General features: G+C 75.0%; 16 protein-coding genes and 1 pseudogene. 13 read left to right on the top strand and 4 right to left on the bottom strand.

Translation table 11 applies throughout. The features are described from left to right. Positions 1-282: 282 nt before the first annotated feature. Positions 283-960, bottom strand: a pseudogene (locus Q3W71_RS15005) (CDP-alcohol phosphatidyltransferase family protein); the annotation flags it as partial. Positions 961-1,046: 86 nt separating this feature from the next. On the opposite strand from Q3W71_RS15005, the gene Q3W71_RS15000 reads away from it, so the two are divergent. The 9 genes from Q3W71_RS15000 to ahcY all read left to right on the top strand — a co-directional run bounded on the left by Q3W71_RS15000 (position 1,047) and on the right by ahcY (position 9,375). Next, on the top strand, positions 1,047-2,027 hold the full coding sequence (locus Q3W71_RS15000; protein ID WP_302919929.1) for a zinc-binding alcohol dehydrogenase: 981 nt from the start codon (positions 1,047-1,049) through the stop codon (positions 2,025-2,027). A gap of 3 nt (positions 2,028-2,030) precedes the next feature. Next, positions 2,031-2,429: a 6-carboxytetrahydropterin synthase gene (locus Q3W71_RS14995; protein WP_302919928.1), complete on the top strand. Its 399-nt coding sequence runs from the start codon at positions 2,031-2,033 to the stop codon at positions 2,427-2,429. Further along, entirely contained in the window at positions 2,426-3,466 is a 1,041-nt protein-coding gene (locus Q3W71_RS14990; RefSeq protein WP_302920419.1) for a glycosyltransferase family 4 protein, read from the top strand. The genes Q3W71_RS14995 and Q3W71_RS14990 overlap by 4 nt, the downstream gene beginning before the upstream one ends. Continuing rightward, positions 3,463-4,290, top strand: coding sequence for a class I SAM-dependent methyltransferase (locus Q3W71_RS14985; RefSeq protein ID WP_302919927.1), 828 nt, complete (start codon positions 3,463-3,465; stop codon positions 4,288-4,290). The genes Q3W71_RS14990 and Q3W71_RS14985 overlap by 4 nt, the downstream gene beginning before the upstream one ends. Before the next feature lie 57 nt (positions 4,291-4,347). Continuing rightward, positions 4,348-5,310: a lysylphosphatidylglycerol synthase transmembrane domain-containing protein gene (locus tag Q3W71_RS14980; RefSeq protein WP_302919926.1), complete on the top strand. Its 963-nt coding sequence runs from the start codon at positions 4,348-4,350 to the stop codon at positions 5,308-5,310. An 11-nt stretch (positions 5,311-5,321) separates the two neighbouring features. After that, positions 5,322-5,978, top strand: a complete 657-nt coding sequence (ribA, locus tag Q3W71_RS14975; protein WP_302919925.1) for a GTP cyclohydrolase II — start codon at positions 5,322-5,324, stop codon at positions 5,976-5,978. After that, entirely contained in the window at positions 5,971-6,663 is a 693-nt protein-coding gene (locus Q3W71_RS14970; protein ID WP_302919924.1) for a dihydrofolate reductase family protein, read from the top strand. Before ribA ends, Q3W71_RS14970 begins: the two co-directional genes overlap by 8 nt. A 106-nt stretch (positions 6,664-6,769) precedes the next feature. Further along, a complete protein-coding gene (locus tag Q3W71_RS14965) occupies positions 6,770-7,798 on the top strand; it encodes an LLM class F420-dependent oxidoreductase (protein ID WP_302919923.1) in 1,029 nt (342 codons plus the stop codon). 95 nt (positions 7,799-7,893) lie between these two features. Further along, a complete protein-coding gene (gene ahcY / locus Q3W71_RS14960) occupies positions 7,894-9,375 on the top strand; it encodes an adenosylhomocysteinase (protein ID WP_302919922.1) in 1,482 nt (493 codons plus the stop codon). Positions 9,376-9,434: 59 nt separating this feature from the next. Here ahcY and Q3W71_RS14955 read toward each other — a convergent pair whose 3' ends face one another. Beyond that, complete coding sequence (locus Q3W71_RS14955) at positions 9,435-10,661, bottom strand: cytochrome P450 (protein WP_302919921.1); 1,227 nt, start codon at positions 10,659-10,661, stop codon at positions 9,435-9,437. Between the two features lie 145 nt (positions 10,662-10,806). On the opposite strand from Q3W71_RS14955, the gene Q3W71_RS14950 reads away from it, so the two are divergent. The 3 genes from Q3W71_RS14950 to Q3W71_RS14940 are packed head-to-tail and all read left to right on the top strand — an operon-like array spanning position 10,807 to position 14,449. Continuing rightward, complete coding sequence (locus Q3W71_RS14950; RefSeq protein ID WP_302919920.1) at positions 10,807-11,979, top strand: NAD(P)-dependent alcohol dehydrogenase; 1,173 nt, start codon at positions 10,807-10,809, stop codon at positions 11,977-11,979. A 35-nt stretch (positions 11,980-12,014) separates the two neighbouring features. After that, positions 12,015-13,187 (top strand): LLM class flavin-dependent oxidoreductase, encoded by a 1,173-nt coding sequence (locus Q3W71_RS14945; RefSeq protein WP_302919919.1) that lies wholly within the window; start codon positions 12,015-12,017, stop codon positions 13,185-13,187. Continuing rightward, on the top strand, positions 13,184-14,449 hold the full coding sequence (locus Q3W71_RS14940) for a cytochrome P450 (RefSeq protein WP_302919918.1): 1,266 nt from the start codon (positions 13,184-13,186) through the stop codon (positions 14,447-14,449). Before Q3W71_RS14945 ends, Q3W71_RS14940 begins: the two co-directional genes overlap by 4 nt. A gap of 13 nt (positions 14,450-14,462) precedes the next feature. On the opposite strand, the gene Q3W71_RS14935 is transcribed toward Q3W71_RS14940, so the two are convergent. Both Q3W71_RS14935 and Q3W71_RS14930 read right to left on the bottom strand, forming a co-directional pair. Then, on the bottom strand, positions 14,463-15,659 hold the full coding sequence (locus Q3W71_RS14935) for a cytochrome P450 (protein ID WP_302919917.1): 1,197 nt from the start codon (positions 15,657-15,659) through the stop codon (positions 14,463-14,465). Then, positions 15,656-16,960 (bottom strand): condensation domain-containing protein, encoded by a 1,305-nt coding sequence (locus Q3W71_RS14930; RefSeq protein WP_302919916.1) that lies wholly within the window; start codon positions 16,958-16,960, stop codon positions 15,656-15,658. Before Q3W71_RS14930 ends, Q3W71_RS14935 begins: the two co-directional genes overlap by 4 nt. A gap of 417 nt (positions 16,961-17,377) precedes the next feature. On the opposite strand from Q3W71_RS14930, the gene Q3W71_RS14925 reads away from it, so the two are divergent. Next, on the top strand, positions 17,378-18,316 hold the full coding sequence (locus tag Q3W71_RS14925) for a ParB N-terminal domain-containing protein (protein WP_302919915.1): 939 nt from the start codon (positions 17,378-17,380) through the stop codon (positions 18,314-18,316). The last annotated feature ends 19 nt before the right edge of the window (positions 18,317-18,335 follow it).

Raw genomic sequence — 18,335 nt, 5'->3', positions numbered from 1 at the left:
GCGTCCGGTGCCTCGTGCTCCGCCCCGGACGGTTCGGGGCGGTGCGCACCGGATGCGTCCGGGTCGGTCGGCGACGGGCGGGGCGGGGTGTGGGTCGGCATCACGGCTCCGGGGTCAGCGCAACGAGAGCACGGGCGGGGCGACCGACAGGTCGCGGTCGCCGGCCGGCTCGCCGGTTCGGGTGGGGTGCCGGCGGATCGGCAGCGGCACCGGGCCGACGGGCAGCGCCGGCCCGGGCACGGTCCGGCCGGCGCGTGGCGGGCCGGCCGGGACCGGACGGTGTCGCCACAGCCAGCCGACGTCGCGGCCGAAGGACTCCACCAGCAGCGCCAGCGCCACCGCCGGCACCAGCACGGTCAGCGTCCGGGGCAGCGCCCCGGACGCGGCGACCAGCAGCAGCACCCCCTGCGCCGCGGCGACCACCTTGCGCCAGTAGCGGGCCGGCAGCGGCCCGCGCAACCAGGGCAGCACCCGGGCCGCCGCGACGAAGGCGTACCGCATCGCGCCGATCGCGAGCACCCAGCCGCCCGCCGAGGGCGCGACGTGCAGACTGAGCACCAGGATGAGGAACGCGTCGACCTCCATGTCGAAGCGAGCGCCGAACGCGCTCGCGGTGCCGGTGCGCCGGGCCACCCGGCCGTCCACCGCGTCCAGCAGCAGCGCGACAGCGGTCAGCGCGACCAGCACCCCGACCGGGGTGGGCCGGTACGCGGAGTCCGCCACCAGCGCCGTCACGCCACCGACCAGCACCGCCCGAGTCAGCGTCACCCGGTCCGCCGGGCCCAGCCCGGCCGCGCCGCAGCGCCGCAACCCCCGACTCAGCACGGCGTGACCGACCGCCGCGTACGCCAGCCCGGCCAGCCAACCGGCGCCGCCGAGACCGACAGTTCCGGCGAGGCCGGCGAGCAGGACAATCTGGAAGATCAGCCCGATCACCGGACCAGTTCGAACCGTGGGCACCGTGCCTCCGTGTCTATGATCGACAACCCCCTGCCGGGGTACACGGAAAATCCGGCCGTTCGGTTCGGTCGGGTGAGGAGATGCCGGTGACCCGAGAGGCCCACGCCTTCTGGCTCCGCGCCCCCGGCCGCGGCGAGATCCGCCCGGTAACGCTGCCCGCGCCCGGCCCCGACGAGGTCCTGGTCCGCACCCGCTATTCCGGGGTCAGCCGGGGCACCGAGACGCTGGTCTTCGCCGGCCGGGTGCCGGCCAGCCAGTACGCCGCGATGCGCGCCCCGTTCCAGGACGGCGACTTCCCGGCCCCGGTGAAGTACGGCTACCTCAACGTCGGCGAGGTCGAGCAGGGCCCGGACCACCTGCGCGGGCGCACCGTGTTCTGCCTCTACCCGCACCAGAGCGCGTACGTCGTGCCGGCCAGCGCGGTGGTGCCGGTGCCGGAGGCGGTGCCGCCCGCCCGGGCGGTGCTGGCCGGCACCGTGGAGACCGCTGTCAACGCGCTCTGGGACGCCCCGCCGCTGGTCGGCGACCGGGTCAGCGTGGTCGGTGGCGGCATGGTCGGCTGCTGCGTGGCCGCCCTGCTCGCCCGGTTCCCCGGCGTCCGGGTGGAGCTGGTCGACGTCGACCCGGCCCGCGCCGGCGTGGCCGCGGCGCTGGGCGTGGAGTTCGCCACCCCGCCGCGGGCGACCGGCGGCCGGGACCTGGTGGTGCACGCCAGCGCCACCGGAGCGGGGCTGCAACACGCGCTGGACCTGCTCGCCCCGGAGGGCACCGTGGTCGAGCTGAGCTGGTACGGCGACCGCCCGGTGCAGGTGGCCCTGGGCGGCAACTTCCACTCCGGACGGCTGACCATCCGCGGCAGCCAGGTCGGCGCGGTGGCGCCCGCCCGCCGGGCCACCCGCGGCTTCGCCGACCGGCTCGCGCTCGCCCTGGAGCTGCTCGCCGACCCGGTGTTCGACGCGCTGATCACCGGCGAGTCGCCGTTCGCCGAGCTGCCCGACGTGCTGCCCCGACTGACCACGGGCAGCCTGCCCGCCCTGTGCCACCTCATCAGCTACGACGGGAAGTGATCAGTGTTCAGCGTGACCGTCCGGGACCACATGATGATCGCCCACAGCTTCCGGGGGGAGGTCTTCGGCCCCGCCCAGCGGCTGCACGGGGCGACCTTCGTGGTCGACGCCACCTTCCGCCGGGCCGACCTGGACGCCGACGGCATCGTGGTCGACATCGGGCTGGCCACCGAGCAGCTCAAGGCAGTCCTCGCCGAGCTGACCTACCGCAACCTCGACGACGAGCCGGCGTTCGCGGGGGTGAACACCACCACGGAGGTGCTGGCCCGCACGGTCGCCGACCGCCTCGCCGACCGGGTGCACGCCGGCGACCTGGGCCCGGGCGCGCGCGGCCTGGCCGGCATCACTGTCACCCTGCACGAGTCGCACATCGCCTGGGCCAGCTACGAACGGCATCTCTGATGGACGTGGTGCACGTCGTGCTGCCGAACGACATCGACGACCCGGCCCGGCCGAGCGGCGGCAACCACTACGACCGCCGGCTCTGCCAGGGGCTCGCCGCGGCGGGCTGGTCGGTGCGGGAGCACGCCGTGCCCGGCGGGTGGCCCGACCCGACACCGGCCGAGCGCCGGGGACTGGCCGGGCGGCTCGCCGCGCTGCCCGACGGGGCGATGGTGCTGGTGGACGGCCTGGTCGCCTCGGCGGTGCCCGAGGTGCTGACCCCGCAGGCCCGCCGGTTGCGCCTGGTGCCGCTGGTGCACCTGCCGCTGGGCGGGGACGCCGAGGCCGCCGCGCTGGCGGCGGCGACCGCGGTGGTCACCACCAGCGAGTGGACCCGGGCCCGGCTGCTGGCCGCGTACCCGCTGCCGGCCGACCGGGTGCACGTCGCCCGGCCGGGGGTCGACCCGGCGCCGGTGGCGCCCGGCACCGCCGCCGGCACCGCGCTGCTCTGCGTTGCCGCGGTCACCCCGCACAAGGGACACGACGTGCTGGTGGACGCCCTGGCCGGGGTCGCCGACGCGCCGTGGAGCTGTGTCTGCGCCGGACCGCTGGACCGGGACCCGGACTTCGTCGCCGGATTGCGCCGGCGGGTCGACGCGCACCGTCTCGCCGACCGGGTGCGGCTGGTCGGCCCGCTGGCCGGGGAGCGGCTCGCCGCCGCGTACGCCGGCGCCGACCTGCTGGTGCTGGCCTCGCGCGGTGAGACGTACGGCATGGTGGTCACCGAGGCCCTGGCCCGCGGGATCCCGGTGCTGGGCACGGCGGCCGGCGGGCTGCCGGAGGCGCTCGGCCGGGCGCCGGACGGCACCCCGCCGGGGCTGCTGGTGCCGCCCGGCGACCCGGCGGCGCTGGCCGGCGGGCTGCGCCGGTGGCTCGGCGACCCGCCGCTGCGCGACCGGCTGCGGGCGGCGGCCCGGGCCCGGCGGGACACCCTCGACGACTGGACGCTCACCGCGACGCTGACCGGCAAGGTGCTGAAGGAGGCGATGCCGGCATGACGGTTTCCCTGCCCCCGGACTTCGCGCGGTGGCTCGCGCTGCGCGAGCCCGCCGACGCCGCCGCCCGCGCCGCGGACCTGGTGGACCGGGTCCGCGGCCGGCTGGCCGGCGGCGCCGCGCTGGTGGTCCACGACCTCGGCGCGGGTACCGGCTCGCTGGGCCGGTGGCTGGCCCCGCGCCTGCCCGGCCCGCAGCACTGGGTGCTGCACGACCGCGACGCGGACCTGTTGCACCGGGCCGCCGCCGGGATGACCGGCCTGGTCGCCGCCGACGGCGCGCCGGTCACGGTCGCCACCCGGCAGGGCGACCTGACCCGGCTCACCGCCGCCGACCTGGCCGGCACCTCGCTGGTGGTCGCCTCCGCGCTGCTCGACATGCTCACCGCCGACGAGGTCGACCGGCTGGTCGGGGCGTGCTCCGGCGCCGGCTGCCCGGCGCTGTTCATGATCTCGGTGACCGGGCGGGTGGAGCTGACCCCGGCCGACCCGCTGGACGGGGCGGTCGCGGCGGCGTTCAACGACCACCAGCGCCGCACGCTGGCCGGCCGTACGCTGCTCGGCCCGGACGCGGTGGAGGCGGCCGTCGCCGCGTTCGCCCGGCGCGGGGTCGGCGTCGACGTGCGGCCCAGCCCGTGGCGGCTCGGCCCCGACCAGGCCGAGCTGGCGGCCGAGTGGTTCACCGGCTGGCTGGACGCGGCCTGCGAGCAGCGGCCGGAGCTGGCCGACGCGACAGTGGCGTACCGCCGGCGCCGGTTGGCCAACGCGGCGGCCGGCCGGCTCGGCGTCGTGGTCCGGCACAGCGACCTGCTGGCCGGTGGCGATTGAACCGACCGGTCCGCCGGCACGTGCCTATGAGCAGGGAGATCGTGCGGGGAGGCTCGGGTGGGGGCAGAGGGCGACGGCGCCGCGTCGGCGCGGCCGGCGGGACGGCCGGGTTGGGCGTGGGCGCGTACCCTCGGCGGAGTGGGCGTGCTCGCCGTCCTGCTCGGCTGGCTCGGGGTCGGCCCGTTCCTGGCCGGGCTGCGGCTGATCGACGCCCCGGCGCTCGCGGCGGCGCTCGGCATCGGCGTGCTCACCACGGTCTGCTGCGCCTGGCGGTGGAGCCTGGTCGCCGGCGGGCTCGGGGTGCGGCTGCCGCTGCGCACCGCCGTGGCGCACGTCTACCGCGCGGTGTTCCTGAACGCGACGCTGCCCGGCGGGGTGCTCGGCGACGTGCACCGGGCGGTGCGGCACGGGCGGGACGTCGGCGACGTCGCCCGGGGCATCCGCGCGGTGGTCTGGGAACGGGCCGCCGGTCAGGCCGTGCTCGCCGGGGTCGCGCTGGTGGTGCTGCTGGCCTTCCCGTCGCCGGTGCGGCCGTACCTGCCGGCGGTCACCGCGTCGGCGGTGGTGGCCGGGCTGGTGGTGGCGCTGCTGGCCCGCGCGCTGCCCCGCACCGGGCCGTCCCGGTGGGCGCGGGCGGTGCGCACCGCGGCGGCCGACGTCCGCGCCGGGCTGCTCGCCCGGCGCACCTGGCTGGGCGTGCTGACCGCCTCCGCCGTCGCGGTGGCCGGTCACCTGGCGACGTTCCTGCTCGCGGCCCGGACCGCCGGTTCCACCGCGCCGCTGACCCTGCTGGCGCCGCTGACCCTGCTCGCCCTGCTGGCGATGGGGGTGCCCGCCAACGTCGCCGGGTTCGGGCCGCGCGAGGGCGTGGCCGCGTGGGCGTTCGGCGCCGCCGGCCTGACCGCCGCCGAGGGGGTCGCCACCGCGACGGTGTACGGGGCGCTCGTGCTGGTCGCGAGCCTGCCCGGCGCCGCCGTGCTGGTGGCCCGCCTTGCCCGCGTGCCCGCCGGCACCGTCTGATGAGGAGTTCCATGTCCGAACCACTGCCACCCGCCGCCGTCCGGACCCAGGTCACCGTCCCGCTGCGGTTCCCCGACGGGTACGCCACGGACGCCCGGGTGTTCACCTTCGACGGCCTCGCCGACGGCCGGGAGCATCTGGCGTTCGGGCTGGGGGACTGGACGGGGGCCCGCGACCGGGGTGCCGCCGGCGGCGCCCCACCGCTGGTCCGGCCGCACAGCGAGTGCCTGACCGGCGACGTCTTCGGCAGCCAGCGCTGCGACTGCGGACCGCAGTTGCGGGAGGCGGCCGAGCGGATCAGCGACCGGGGTGGCTTCCTGCTCTACCTGCGCCAGGAGGGGCGGGGCATCGGCCTGTACGCCAAGCTCGACGCGTACGCGCTGCAGGACGCCGGGCTGGACACCTACGAGGCGAACGAGGCGCTCGGCCACCGGCCCGACGAGCGGGACTACACGGTTGCCGCGCAGATGCTGGCCGCGCTGGGCGTGCCCCGGATCGCGTTGCTCAGCAACAACCCGGACAAGGCCGCGCAGCTGCGCGGGCACGGCGTGACGGTGGCCGGGCGGGTCGCCACCGGGGTGTACCTCTCCCCGGCCAACGCCGGCTACCTGGCGACCAAGGCCAGCCGCGGTGCGCACGCCCTCGACCTCCCGCTGGTCCGTGACTGAGCGCCCGTACGTCGTGCTCAGCTGCGCGACGTCGATCGACGGCTACCTCGACGACGCCAGCGAGCAGCGGCTGCTGCTGTCCAACGCGGCCGACCTGGACCGGATCGACGCGGTCCGGGCCGGCTGCGACGCCATCCTGGTCGGCGCCGGCACGGTCCGGCGGGACGACCCGCGGCTGCTGGTGCGCTCGGCGCGGCGCCGGGCCGCCCGCGCCGACCGGGGTCTGCCCGCCTCGCCGACCCGGGTCACCCTGACCGCGACCGGTGACCTCGACCCGGCCGGCCGGTTCTTCACCGTCGGCGAGACCGACCGGATCGTCTACTGTGCCGCGGCCGTGGTGGAGAAGACCCGGGACCGGCTCGGCGCGCTCGCCGAGGTGGTGGACGCGGGCGAGCCGGTCGACCCGGCCCGGCTGCTGGCCGACCTGGCCGCCCGGGGCGTACGCCGGCTGATGGTGGAGGGCGGCGCGAACGTGCACCGGCAGTTCCTCACCGCCGGGCTCGCCGACGAACTGCACCTGGTGGTCGCGCCGTTCTTCGTCGGCGACTGCCGCGCGCCCCGGTTCGTCGGCGACGGCCGGTTCCCGTGGCACCCCGGCCGGCGGGCCCGGGTGGCCGAGGTACGCCAGATCGGCGACGTGGTGCTGGTGCGCTACGCGCTGTCGGACCGCTGCGCCGAGGGCTGACCGGCCGGTCGCGGTTGACGACGCCGCCACCCGGCGGCGAAGGTGGCGGAAACCGGCGACGCGGAACCTCCAGCGTGTGCCGCATCCGCCACCACGAGGGGGTCCCGTGCGGCTGAGTGTCATCCTGCCCTACGCCGGTGACGTGCGGGCCACCGCCGAGCGCGCGGTCGCCTGGGAGCGGGTCGGCGTGGACGTGCTCTGGGTGCCCGAGGCGTACGGCTTCGACGCGGTCACCGTGCTGGGCTTCCTGGCCGCCCGGACCGAGCGGGTCGGCCTCGGGTCGGCGATCCTGCCGATCTACACCCGCACCCCGGCCCTGCTCGCGCAGACCGCCGCCGGCCTGGACGCGCTCTCCGGCGGCCGGGCGCTGCTCGGCATCGGCGCCTCCGGACCGCAGGTGGTGGAGGGCTGGCACGGGGTCGCGTACGACCATCCGGTGGCGCGTACCCGGGAGGTCGTCGAACTGTGCCGGCGGGCCTGGCGCCGGGAGACGCTGCGCCACGAGGGCCACTACCGGCTGCCGCTCCCGCCGGAGCAGGGCACCGGGCTGGGCCGGCCGCTGAAGATGCTGACCCGTCCGGTCCGGGAGCGGATCCCGATCTACGTGGCGTCGCTCGGCCCGGCCAACGTCCGGATGACCGCGGAGGTCGCCGACGGCTGGCTGCCCGCGCTCTTCCTGCCCGAGAAGGCCGCGCAGGTGTGGGGAGAGGCGCTGGCCGCCGGGGCGGCGAAGCGCCCGGGCGACCTCGATCCGCTGGAGGTGGTCGGCGGCGGCCCGTTCGCCATCGGGACCGACCTGGCCACGGCGCGCGAGCACGCCCGGCGCTGGATCGCCCTCTACGTCGGCGGGATGGGCGCCCGGGGGCGCAACTTCTACCACGACCTGGTGTCCCGGTACGGCTACCCGGCGGAAGCGGACCGGATCCAGGAGCTGTACCTGGCCGGGCGCAAGGCGGAGGCGGCCGCCGCCGTGCCGGACGAGTTGCTGGAGGCGGTCTGCCTGATCGGCCCGCCCGGTCACGTCCGCGAGCGGGTGGCGGCGTACGCCGCGGCCGGCGTCACCATGCTCCAGCTCGCGCCGGTCGGCCCGGACCCGCTGCGCGAACTGGCAGCGGTGCGCGAGCTGCTGCCGTAGCTGTTCAAGCGTGGAATTTCGCCGGACGACCGGCGGGGCGACCCGGCGTTACGGTGGGGCACCGTTCCGTGTCCACCGTCCGATTCGGAGACTCCATGACCACGACACAACCGTTGACCGTCGCCGCCGACCCCACCGGCCCCGGCCGGGACTTCAAGGTGGCGGATCTGTCGCTCGCCGAGTTCGGGCGCAAGGAGATTCGCCTCGCCGAGCATGAGATGCCGGGTCTGATGGCGATTCGTCGTGAGTTCGCCGAGGCGCAGCCGCTTGCCGGGGCCCGGATCACGGGTTCGTTGCACATGACCATTCAGACCGCCGTGTTGATCGAGACGTTGGTGGCGTTGGGTGCGCAGGTGCGGTGGGCGTCGTGCAACATCTTCTCCACCCAGGACCACGCGGCCGCGGCGGTCGTGGTCGGCCCGGACGGCACGCCGGAGGCGCCGGCGGGTGTGCCGGTGTACGCCTGGAAGGGCGAAAGCCTGGAGGAGTACTGGTGGTGCACCGAGCAGGTGTTGACCTGGCCGGACGGTCAGGGCCCGAACATGATCCTGGATGATGGTGGTGACGCCACGCTGCTGGTGCACAAGGGCGCGGAGTACGAGAAGGCGGGTGTGGTGCCGCCGGTGGAGTCCGCCGATTCGGAGGAGTTCGCGGTCATCCTCGGCCTGCTGCACCGGTCGCTGGCCGAGGACGGTCAGCGGTGGACCCGCATCGCCTCCGGGATCAAGGGCGTGACGGAGGAGACCACCACCGGTGTGCACCGGCTGTACGAGATGCACCGCACCGGGACGCTGTTGTTCCCGGCGATCAACGTGAACGACTCGGTGACGAAGAGCAAGTTCGACAACAAGTATGGTTGCCGGCACTCGTTGATCGACGGGATCAACCGGGCCACCGATGTGCTGATCGGTGGGAAGATGGCCGTGGTGATGGGCTACGGCGACGTGGGTAAGGGCTGCGCGGAGTCGTTGCGGGGTCAGGGTGCGCGGGTGGTGGTGACCGAGGTCGACCCGATCTGCGCGTTGCAGGCGGCGATGGACGGCTACCAGGTCGCGACGTTGGATGACGTGGTGGAGCAGGCGGACATCTTCATCACCGCGACCGGTTGCTTCAACGTGATCACCAACGAGCACATGGCGCGGATGAAGCACCAGGCGATCGTGGGCAACATCGGTCACTTCGACAACGAGATCGACATGGCCGGGCTGGCCAAGCGTTCGGACGTGACCCGGGAGAACATCAAGCCGCAGGTCGACCTGTGGCGCTTCGACGACGGGCACGCGATCATCGTTTTGTCCGAGGGTCGGCTGCTGAACCTGGGCAACGCCACCGGGCATCCCAGCTTCGTGATGTCCAACTCGTTCGCCAACCAGACCATCGCCCAGATCGAGTTGTACACCAAGACCGACGAGTACCCGATCGGCGTGTACGTGCTGCCCAAGCACCTCGACGAGAAGGTCGCCCGCCTGCACCTGGACGCCCTCGGCGCCAAACTCACCCAACTCACCAAGGAACAGGCCGCCTACCTCGGCGTGCCGGTGGAGGGGCCGTACAAGGCCGACTACTACCGCTACTGACCAGCACGACGAGGGGCGGGGCGGCCGTCGGCCGCCCCGCCCCTCCGGTGCACCCGCGCTCAGCCGGCCGGGCGGATCTCCGCGTACCGGATCGGCAGCGAGGTGAGCCCGCCCAGCGCCCGCGGCGTGCCCGGCGGCTCGGCGGCCAACTCGGGCGCCACCACCCGGCGCAGGAAGGCCGACAGCGCCAGGTTCGCCTGCAACCGGCCCAGCGTGGCCCCGAGGCAGTAGTGGGGCCCGGCGCCGAAGCTCAGGTGCTGCTCGGTGCGGTCCGGGTCGAGCCGGTCCGGGTCGGCGAACCGCTCCGGGTCCCGGTTCGCCTGCGCCAGCACGATCACCATGCTGTCGCCGGCGCGCAGCCGCGCCCCGCTCGGCAGCGTGGTGTCCTGCTTCACGTGCCGCCACAGGCACTGCACCAGCGGGGTCAGCCGCAGCAGCTCGTCCACCAGGCCGGGGATCTTCGCCGGCTCGGCCCGCATCCGGTCGGCCAGCGCCGGCTCGGTGAGCAGGCTGTAGAGCCCGCTGGCGATCAGGCTGCTGGTGGTCTCGTGCCCGGAGACGACCAGCAGCCACAGGCCGTTGACCACCTCGGCCCGGGTGAGCCGCTGGTCGCCGCTGCGGCTGGCCAGCATGGCGCTGACCACGTCGTCCCCCGGCTCGGCGGCCCGGGCGTCGACCAGCCGTTCCAGGTAGCCGCGCAGCTCGCCGGAGACCCGGTCCACCTCGGCCGGGTCCACCGGGTTCGACGGGTCCATCGAGCGGGAGATGAAGTGCGACCAGTCCTGCACCCGCTGCCGGTCGTCCTCGTCGGCGATGCCGAACAACGCGCACAGCACCCGGATCGGGATCGCGTAGGCGTACTCCCGCACCACGTCGCACTCGCTGCCGCCGGAGAGCCGGTCCAGCAGGCCGTCGACCACCAGCCGGGTGGGCTCCGCCGCCCGGGCGGCGCGGGCCGCGAACGCCTGCCCGACCAGCAGCCGGTGCCGGGTGTGCTCGGGCGGATTCAGTTCGATGAACGGAGCGTCGGCGTAGCGCTGCTCCTCCTCGGCGCTGACCTCGCCGGCCGCGGCGCGCTGCTGGTACCAGCGGCTGTCCCGCGGGTCGACGCTGACCGCGGGATCGGCCAGCGCGGCCTTCGCGTCGTCATGGCCCAGGACGATGACCTTCCCGTCCGCGTCCACCACGACCGGGCCCTTGTCCCGCCACTCCCGGTACACCGGGTACGGGTCGGCCTGGTGCTTGACGTACATGTCCTCGATACGGTCGACAATCGCCGGTTGCATGAGCATCCCCTGACCGGTCGGCCTCTGACAGTGGCTGTCGAGGCTATGTCCCGTCGCGTGGCGGGGACAACGCGCGCGGATTGCGCGACCTCGCACACGGTGCCGCCGGGCGGCCGGGCCCCTATCCTCGCGTCGTGGCGCTCGGGTGGAGGCGGCGACGGTGCGGGTGACCGCCGCGGTGGCGCCCGCTCCCGACCACCCGTTGCGGCTGGAGGAGCTGCGCCTGGACGGCCCGGGCCCGGGCGAGGTGCTGGTGCGGATCGTCGCCTCCGGGGTCTGCCGCACCGACGCCGACGCCCGGTGCGGCCGGTCGGCCTTCCCGCTGCCCGGTGTGCTGGGGCACGAGGGCGTCGGCCGGGTGCTCGACGTGGGACCGGGCGTCACCTCGCCGGCCGTCGGCGAGGCCGTGCTGCTCGGCTGGCCGGCCTGCGGGCGCTGCCGGCACTGCCGGGGTGGCCGGCCGCGGTACTGCGCCGACCTGCCCGGGCTGCTGTTCGGCGGGCGCCGCCCGGACGGCGGTGCGGTGTTCCGCCGCGCCGACGGCACCCCGGTGGCCGGGCGGTTCTTCGGCCAGTCGTCGTTCGCCAGCCACGCGGTGCTGCCGGCCGCGGCGCTGGTGCCGGTGCGGACCAGCCTGCCGCTGGCCGCGGTCGCCGCGCTGGGCTGCGGGATCAGCGCCGGCGCCGGGGCGGTGCTCTACGCGGCCCGCCCGGAACCGGGCGCGTCGGTGGCGGTGTTCGGCGTCGGCGCGGTGGGCCTGGCCGCGGTCATGGCGGCCCGGTGCACGGCGGCCACCACCATCGTGGCCGTCGACCGCGATCCCGCCCGGCTGGCCCTGGCCCGCCGCTACGGCGCCACGCACACGGTGGACGTGACCGGCGTCCGCAACGTGGCCCGGGCCGTCCGGGAGCGCTGCGACGGGCCGGCCGACGTCACGGTGGAGTGCACCGGCGACCCCCGGGTCGTCCGGCAGGCGGTCGACGCGGTGGGCATGCCGGGGACGTGCTGCCTGGTCGGGGCCGCCCGGCCGGGTGAGACGTTCGCCGTCGACCAGCAGACCATGCTGCGCGGCAAACGGATCCAGGGTTCGTTGGGCGGCGAGGGGCGCCCCGAGGAGCTGGTGCCGGCGCTGCTGCGGCTGGCCGAGCAGGGCCGGTTCCCCTTCCCCGAACTGGTCGCCTACCGGCCGTTCGACGACCCGGAGGCGGCGCTGGCCGACCTGCTGGCCGGGGCCGTGGTCAAGCCGGTGCTGGTGCTGGAACCGGCCGCGTTGACGGCGCGGACCGACGGATGTGAGGGTTCCGGACGATCGCGCTGAACGGTGCGTGCCGGTCCGCTCACCCGGGGGGCGCCATGTCTCTGCAGCTCTACTGGTTCATCCCGGCCCACGGCGACGGCCGCGAGGTGGCCAGGCCGCGCGCCGGCGGGCCACCCGGCGTGGCCACCCTGCGCCGGGACCCCGACATCGACTACCTGAGCCAGGTGGCCGGCGCCGTGGACCGGCTGGGCTTCGCCGGCGCGCTGGTGCCGTTCGGCATCTTCTGCGAGGACCCGTGGCTGGTCGCGGCGGCGCTCAGCCAGCGCACCGCGCGGCTGCGCTTCATGGTCGCGTTCCGCCCCGGGCTGCTGTCGCCGACCCTGGCCGCCCAGATGTCGGCCACCTGCCAGCGGATCTCCGGCGGCCGGCTGCTGCTCAACGTCGTGGTCGGCGGCGACCCGGAGGAGCAACACCGCTACGGCGACTGGCTGGCCCACGACCAGCGGTACGCGCGGGCCGACGAGTTCCTGGCCGTGCTGCGCGGCGCCTGGTCGGGCCCGGTGGACCTGGACGGGGAGCACTACCGGGTGGCCGGGGCGACGGTGATGCGCCGGCCGGACCCACCGCCGATCTTCCTCGGCGGCTCCTCCGCCGCCGCGCAGCAGGTCGCGGCGCGCCGGGCCGACGTCTTCCTCACCTGGGCCGAACTGCCCGCGCAGACCGGCTCGCTGGTGTCCTCGGTACGGGCGCTGGCCGCCGAGGCCGGCCGGGAGATCGCCTTCGGCACCCGGTTCCACGTGATCAGCCGGGACACCTCGGAGCAGGCCTGGGCGGTGGCCGACGCCATGGTGGCCAACCTGGACCCGGCGCTGGTGGCCCGGACCCAGGAGCGGTTCCGCCGCAGCGACTCCGAGGGGCAGCGCCGGATGGCGGCGCTGCACGGTGGCCGTACCGATCGGCTGGAGATCTACCCGAACGTGTGGGCGGGGTACGGCCTGGTCCGCCAGGGCCCGGGGATCACCCTGGTCGGGTCGCACGAGGAGGTGGCCGACCGGATCGCCGAGTACCACGCCCAGGGGCTAAACCACCTGATCCTGTCCGGGCAGCCGCACCTGGAGGAGGCGTACTGGTTCGGTGAGGGGGTGATGCCGGCGCTGCGCCGCCGGGGCCTGCTGGCCGGCCCGGACGGCCCGTCCGGGCCGGACGGCGACCGGCCGGAGCCGGCGCAGCGCCGGGCCGGGCAGCGGCCGGAGGTGTCCGTCCGGTGAGCGCCCAGCTGACCCGGGCCGGCACCGGCAGCCTCGCCGACCCGGCCACCTATCTGGACGGTCCGCCGTTCGCCGAGTTCGCCCGCCGCCGCCGGGAGGCGCCGGTCGGCTGGGTGGCCGAGGTGCCGCTGCGGCGGCACTCGGCCCGCGGCACGGTGGTGCAGCGGGTCGGCGGCTACTGGGCGGTCACCGGGCACGCGGCGGTGGTCGCCGCGTCGCGCCGGCCGGAGGTCTTCTCCTCCGCCGAGCGCGGCGCGTTCCTCGCCGATCCGACCTCCCGGGCCGACCTGGAGCGCTCCCGGCAGCTGCTGGTCGGGATGGACCCTCCGGCGCACACCCGGTTGCGCCGGGTGGTCACCGCCGCCTTCACCGCCCCGGTGGTACGCGGCATGCGCGCGGCCATCGCCGAGCACGCCCGGCAGATCGTGCGGCGGGCCACCGCCGGCCATCCGGTGGACGCGGTCGCCGAGGTCGCCGCCGAGCTGCCGTTGCTGGTCCTCGCCGACCTGCTCGGCATCCCCCGCGAGGACCGGGGGCTCTTCCTGCGCTGGAGCAACAACCTGGTCGGCTTCGACGACCCGGCGTTCGGCGGCGGGGACGTGGAGGTGTTCAAGCAGACCTTCGTCGAGGCGTTCGGGTACGCCCTCACCGCCGCGAAGGCCCGCCGCCGCGACCCGGGCGAGGACCTGGTGAGCCGGCTGGTGACCGCCGAGGTGGACGGCCGCCGGCTCACCGAGAGCGAGTACTGCCACCTGTGGCTGCTGCTGGTGGTGGCTGGCAACGAGACCACCCGGCACCTGATCTCCGGCGGCCTCGACCTGCTGGCCGACCGTCCCGACCTGGCCGACCGGCTCGCCGGCCAACCGGACCTGGTGCCGACGGCGGTGGACGAGATGCTGCGGTGGACGACGCCGATCATGCAGTTCCGCCGGACCGCGGTGGTCGACACCGAGCTGGCCGGGCAACGGATCCGGGCCGGGGACAAGGTGGTGCTGTACTACATCTCCGCCAACCGGGACGAGTCGGTCTTCGACCGACCGGAAACCTTCCTGTTGGATCGCAGTCCCAACCCGCACGTCGCGTTCGGCGTCGGGCCGCACTTCTGCCTCGGCTCGCACCTGGCCCGGGTGGAGGCCGCCGTGCTCTTCGAGGAGCTGGCGCCGCACCTGCCCCGGCTGCGCCGCACCGGCCCCGCGGTCCGGTTGGAGTCGAACTTCATGAACGGCCTGAAGCAGCTGCCGGTCACCTTCGCCGCCGGCTGACTGGCGCGTCTCCTCAGTTGCACACCACCCGCACCGGGATCCGGTCGTAGCCCCGGAAGCCCAGTCCGGTGCGGCGGTGCGCGGGGCCGGTGGCCTCGAACCGGCGCAGCCGGGTGGCGAGGTGACCGAAGACCGCCGCGCCCTCGACCCGGGCCAGGGTGGCGCCCAGGCAGTGGTGCGGCCCGGAGCTGAAGGCCAGGTGCGGGTTGGGTGAGCGGGCCAGGTCGATCCGGTCCGGCTCGGGGAACCGCCGCTCGTCGCGGTTGGCGGAGGCGAGCAGCAGCACCACCACCCGGCGGGCCCGGATCACCCGGTCGCCGACGGTGACCGGCTCGCGGACCACCCGGGAGGTGGCGTGGATCGGGCAGTCCCAGCGCAGGAACTCCTCCACCGCGCTGGTGGCGAGGCCGGGATCGCGGCGCAGCCGGTCCAGCAGCTCCGGGCGGTCCAGCAGCAGCGCGGCGCCGGTGGAGAGCAGGTTGGTGGTGGTCTCGAAGCCGGCGAAGAACAGGAAGATGACGTTGTCGACCAGCTCTTCCCGGCTGATCGCCCCAGTCGCCTCGGCGTCGCGGAGCAGGTGCGACAGCAGGTCGTCGCCGTCCTGGCCGGCCCGCTCGCGCAGCAGCCCGCCGACGTAGCCGCGCAGCCAACCGACCGCCCGGACGGCGTCCGCCCGTTCCTGCTCGGTGGGGGCGCCGGAGCCGAACATCCGCCCCAGCGCGACGGCGTGCGGCTGCGCCTGGGCCCGGTCGGCCACCGGGATGCCGAGCAGTTCGGCGGCCACCGTGACCGGCAGCGGGTAGGCCAGGTCGGTGACCAGGTCGGCGGCCGGCGCGTCGGCCATCGCCGCGAACAGCTCCGCCACCAGCTCGACGATCCGGGGCCGCAGCGCCGCCACGGTACGCGGGTTGACCGTCCGGGCCATCGCCCGGCGCAGCGTCGAGTGCTGCGGCGGGTCCCGGTTGAGCACCGTGGCCCGGAAGAACTCGGTCAGCTCGTCGGGCTCGCCGGAGAGCCGGTAGACCAGGTCGGGGAACTCGTGGCTGAGCCGCGGGTCGGTCAGCAGCGCGGTGACGTCGGCGTGCCGGGTGACCGCCCAGGCGCCCGGCCCGGCGGGCAGCACCCGGCCGGCGGCGCGCAGCTCGGCGTAGTGCGGGTACGGGTCGGCGAGACCGGCGACCTCGGCCTCGTCGTAGCGGAGCACCGTCACACCCGGGTCAGGCTGAGCGGTTCGGTGGGCCGGGCGGCCGCCGCCCGGGCCAGGGTGAGGTAGTCCGCCAGGAACTCCTCCGCCCAGGCCGGCTGGAACCGGTCGGTGGTGTAGAAGAGCATCGCCTGGCAGGCGCCGGTGTGCTGCGGGATCAGGCCCAGCTCCAGGCCGAACCGGCTGCCCAGCGAGTCCGGCGTGTACAGCTCGAACTCCACGCCACGGGCCTGCACCTTGGTGCCCGGCGGCGGGGTGAGCAGCATCTGGAACACCACGTCGTCGACCCGGCCGGAGGTGTTCTGCAGGTTCAGCGGCAGCATCTGGTAGGGGATGCCCTCGTGCAGGAAGCCGTCGATGACGGTGCCCCGGACCCGCCGGACCACCTCGACGAACGGGGCGTTCGGGTCGACCTGGTTGCGCAGCACCACCATGTTCGCGAAGAAGCCGACGGTGGTCTGGACGCCCTTGACCGAGCGGTTCGCGAACAGCGACGCCACCGAGATGTCGGTCTGCCCGGTGCGCTGGGCCAGCAGCAGGTAGTACAGCGAGAGCATCACCGCGAACGGCGTGGTCCGCTCGCCCCGGGCGACCGCCTTGAGCCGGTTGAAGACGCCGGCGTCGATCGTGGCCACCTCGATGCCGGTGGGCCGGCCGCCGTCGGTGCCCGGCACCGCCGGCGGCAGCTCGACCAGCTTCATGCCGCGCAGCTGCCGGATCCAGTAGTCCTGGTGGACCTTCAGCGCGCCGCTGGTCAGCTGCTCGTGCTGCCACCGGGCGAAGTCCGGGTACTGCCACCGCACCGGGGGCAGCCCCGGGTCGCCGTCCGGCCCGGCCTCCAGGAACCGGATCAGGTCCTGCAACACGATGCCGCACGACCAGGCGTCGGAGACCAGGTGGTGCATGTTGAGGCAGAGCATGTGCTCGTCCGGCCCGAGCCGCCACAGGGTGACCCGCAGCGGGTAGCGGCCGACGTCGACCGGCGTGTGCAGCTCCCGCTCGACGGCCTCGGCGACCACCGCGTCGAGCCGGTCGGGCTCGGCGGCCAGCGGCACCACCTCGAACGGCGGTGGCAGGTCGTCGTGGATGTGTTGGACGAGTTCCCGACCCCGGCGTACCAGCGTCGTCCGCAGCGCCTCGTGCCGCCGGGTCAGCCGGCCCAGGGCCACCTGGAGCTCGGTGACGTCGAGCGGTCCGTGCAGCTTGCACACGACTGGGCAGTTCAGCGACGCGGTGTCCGGGCGGTAGTGCTCCAGGAACCACAGTAGACGTTGTCCGATGGATGCCGGCGCCTCCCGATGAGCCATGGGCAGCAACATAGTGGGCTGCCGGGTCGCTGGCGAGAAAACTCATCGGCCGAAAATGTGACCCTTCGTCATCGTCAGATAACCAACAGATGTCGATGTGGAACCCGATGCCGATTGCGCGGGCGGCTTCGCGTTCATAGCTTTGTGTCCGCGCTCCGTGACGACATGTTGCGGTAGGGGGCTGAGCAGCAAACTGTCCATTTCGGAGCGCACTGTGTCATTTCGCGGATCGAATTGGTCGACCGGACCGGACAAAGCGCAGGCGAAGTTGCATTCAAGACAACTCGGGGGAGTGCCTTGTCGATGCCCGCACACCAGCTCATGCCCAGCACGTCTTCGGCGACGGAGGTCAAGCGACCCATGCAGCCGCCCCGGATCCCGAAGCCGTCCCCATCGCCCGAGAACCACCCCGTCACCATGCTGCCGATCAGCAAGCTGCTGCCCGCGGACTCGCCCCGGCTCTCCGGGGAGGACGTGCAGCACGTCCGGATGCTCGCCGACTCCGACGCCGACCTGCCGCCGATCCTGGTGCACCGGCAGACGCTGCGGGTGATCGACGGCATGCACCGGCTCCGGGCGGCCGTGCTGCGCGGCCAGGAGGAGATCGCCTGCCGGCTCTTCGACGGCGGCGAGGACGCCGCCTTCGTGATCGCCGTCGAGACCAACATCGCCCACGGGCTACCGCTCTCGCTGGCCGACCGGGAGGCGGCGGCCGCCCGTATCCTGCGGTCCCACCCACAGTGGTCGGACCGGGCGATCGCCGCCGTGACCGGCCTCTCCGCCAAGACCGTCGGCGTCATCCGGCGGGGTGCAACTGTGGACCAGCCTCAGTTGCACAGTCGGATCGGCCGCGACGGCCGGGTCCGCCCGGTCAACGGCGCCGACGGTCGCCGCCGCGCCGGGGAGCTGTTCGCGCTGCGGCCCGACGCCTCGCTGCGGGAGGTGGCCCGGCGCGCCGGGATCTCGCCCGGCACCGCGCGGGACGTGCGGGAACGCATCCGCCGGGGCGAGGACCCGATCCCACCCCGCCAGCGCGGCAACCGCCCCCGCCCGGAGCCGCCGAGCCCGGAGCGGGAACTGCGCCGGCTGATGAGCGTGCGGGGCGGCCCGCTGCGCGACCGGGAGACGATCCTGCGCAACCTGCGCCGTGATCCGTCTGTCCGGTTCACCGACAGCGGACGTAGCCTCCTGCGGTGGCTCGACGCGCGGGCCACCTCGCCCGACGGGTGGGAGACGGTCGTGCACTCGATCGCGCCGCACTGCGCGTACGCCATCGCCGACCTGGCCTGCGCGATCGCCGAGGAGTGGCTCGCCGTGGCCGAGCACCTGCGCCAGCGGGCGGAGAGCAGCGCCTGACCCGCGCCACCCCGTCCCG

It is taken from the genome of Micromonospora sp. C28SCA-DRY-2, assembly GCF_030519475.1.
Classification (GTDB): Bacteria; Actinomycetota; Actinomycetes; order Mycobacteriales; family Micromonosporaceae; genus Micromonospora.
The sequence above is the reverse complement of the archived record's forward strand: the minus strand, read 5'-3'. Positions and strand labels throughout refer to the sequence as shown.